Source organism: Effusibacillus pohliae DSM 22757, from assembly GCF_000376225.1.
Taxonomy (GTDB): Bacteria; Bacillota; Bacilli; order Tumebacillales; family Effusibacillaceae; genus Effusibacillus; species Effusibacillus pohliae.
The window spans coordinates 1-2,147 of sequence record NZ_AQXL01000034.1 but is presented as its reverse complement, the minus strand read 5'-3'; the positions used below and the strand labels follow the sequence as shown (position 1 = coordinate 2,147).

Sequence of the window (2,147 nt, the reverse complement as noted above, 5' to 3'; positions counted from 1 at the left end):
AGAAAAGAAGAGAAGAGAAAAGAAGAGAAGAGAAAAGAAGACGAAGACAACGTGCCCACACGCGCGAGTGAAACGGAGTCGTCGTCCTCGTCATCTTTGCCTCTCGATCCAAAACTTGGAGAAGTCTATCAGAGGTTTGAGGCCGAAGGCTTCGGTATGTTATCGGACTATGTAAAGCAAGAAATTGCAGATCTATATGACGAGTATGGTGATGTTTGGGTCCTAGAGGCCATGCGTGAAGCTGTTGTGCAAAACAAACGGCGTATCGCATTTGTACGTGGTGTGTTGCAAAACTGGCGATCGGAAGGCGGGATTCGCCGATCCAAGGGAGGGGTAACGGATGGAGCAAATACAAGAGCGCGTGCAGCGCCTGTTGGAACAAGTCCAAAGTCAGCCGCAGAATGGCTCAAACAGCAGGCAGCCGGAAGCGCAACGTGAATACGAATGCCAGAAATGCAAAGACGAATGCGTGATCGTAGATTGGCAACGGAATGTGGCAAGACTTTGCGAATGCGTAGAGCAGAAACGCTTGAATCGAGCGCTCCGGCATAGTCGAATCAGTGAAGAATTCCGGACCAAGACGTTTGAAAGCTTCGAGTTGTCCGGTCGTGACCCACGCATTGTGGCTGCCTGGCGGCAGGCGAAAGACTATGCGGAACGGTTCGATCACATGAAGGAATCCAGGCAAAACAGTTTTGGAATCGTTGGCGCTGTTGGGTCTGGCAAAACACATTTGATTTGCGCGATTGCCAATAATTTGCTTCACCGCGGAATAGGCGTCCGATATTTCAACTTTGTCACCGGATTTAAGGAGATGTTTGCCAAGTACGACGAGGGGGGACAGGCGGTCGAGGAAATCCGCCACGAGCTGCAGACCTGCGAAGTCTTGATGCTGGATGACCTTGCAAAAGGGAAGCAGGATCGGCAAATTGGACAGGTCAGAGTTAGCGACGCGGTGTATAACGAGACCTACGCCATCGTGGAATACCGCTACTTCAACCGGTTGCCGATCCTCTGGTCAAGCGAGTTGTACTTCGACCTGATTGATGTGTTGGGGGAAGCAACGGCCAGTCGGCTGTTTGAAATGAGCAATATCTCGGATGTGACATACCGCGATAATGAGCCGATTGGAAGTCTAAATTATCGGCTTCGGAAATTCGTCGGGTGAGGGGAAAGCATATGGCGGACCTCAGACAAAACTTACAGCTTCGTCTAATCCAGACGTTCAGCCTGCTGCAGTGCCGTCGCAGCCAACAAATGGAGATCATCGAAGGGACGCTCGGGGAACGAAAAAATATCACGTCTATGAGCGTTGAAGAGTTGAAAATAGTTCTGGCCGAACTGACCGGACAGGAGGAAGGGATGGCGGTATGAGTCGGATCGACCGCGACAAACTGATCGAGGGGTGGATCGAAAATCGCGTGCTCTACCGGGAATGCAAAATGTGCAAGCACCAGACGATTGTGTGACAGGTCAAAGTGAGGGAAACACTATAATTTTGCGTGAGCTGCAGACCATTTGCGAACACTCACCGTCTAGGAGGTGGGGGGTATCGGATTGTCTGCCTGGACGAATCAACCGCCCAGAAGATATCCGCAAGGCTTAGCAGATTGGGGTATCAGGTTCAAAAACAACAAGGGGAAATTCGGTTTCGGAAAGCACAAAATTACACGCGATGAGGGGGCTAAACTGATGAACCAATGGAAAATCGTGTTTGAAAACGGCAGGCAATTCGTCGAAGCAACTGGAATGGCAGAAGCCTGGACAAAGGGGAACCAACTGCGAAAATCGCAACCAGAGCTGGGGCGGATCATCCTTGTGGCTCCGGCGCAGCCTGCTTTGGATTAGACTGATTCATGGAGAGGGGAATGCCAGTGATTTTGGGACTTGATCTTGGATATGGCTACGTGAAAGTCACCAGCGACGGTCGGACGGTCCAAACGTTCCCGTCGGTTGTTGGTAGCGGGAAGGAGCGGCAATTTGCGGGACTCTTCGGTTCCGGACGTGGGCTCGATGAGATGGCGGTGCAGATTGATGGCCGGACGTACTACGTTGGTGACTTGGCGGTCGCCGAATCGTACGATGCAAGCCGTGCTATTGACAGAAACAAAACCCATCACGATGCGACCCGTGTGCTGGTGGCGACT

At 51.7% G+C, this 2,147-nt stretch carries 5 protein-coding genes; all 5 read left to right on the top strand.

Annotated features, from left to right (window positions below):
- A partial coding sequence (locus C230_RS21625) for a DnaD domain-containing protein (RefSeq protein ID WP_156807287.1) occupies positions 1 to 438 on the top strand: 438 nt, incomplete at its 5' end.
- Positions 439 to 529: 91 nt separating this feature from the next.
- Positions 530 to 1,168 (top strand): ATP-binding protein, encoded by a 639-nt coding sequence (locus C230_RS0100460; protein WP_169332815.1) that lies wholly within the window; start codon positions 530 to 532, stop codon positions 1,166 to 1,168.
- 11 nt (positions 1,169 to 1,179) lie between these two features.
- A complete protein-coding gene (locus C230_RS0100455) occupies positions 1,180 to 1,374 on the top strand; it encodes a hypothetical protein (RefSeq protein ID WP_018130135.1) in 195 nt (64 codons plus the stop codon).
- Between the two features lie 318 nt (positions 1,375 to 1,692).
- Complete coding sequence (locus C230_RS22800; protein ID WP_018130133.1) at positions 1,693 to 1,848, top strand: hypothetical protein; 156 nt, start codon at positions 1,693 to 1,695, stop codon at positions 1,846 to 1,848.
- Positions 1,849 to 1,868: 20 nt separating this feature from the next.
- The coding region (locus tag C230_RS18885) for a ParM/StbA family protein (protein WP_040392403.1) at positions 1,869 to 2,147 on the top strand (279 nt) is incomplete at its 3' end.

Coding starts and splice junctions, on each gene's coding strand:
- C230_RS0100455 (WP_018130135.1), top strand. CDS start 1,180: ATGGCGGACCTCAGACAAAACTTACAGCTTCGTCTAATCCAGACGTTC.
- C230_RS22800 (WP_018130133.1), top strand. CDS start 1,693: ATGAACCAATGGAAAATCGTGTTTGAAAACGGCAGGCAATTCGTCGAA.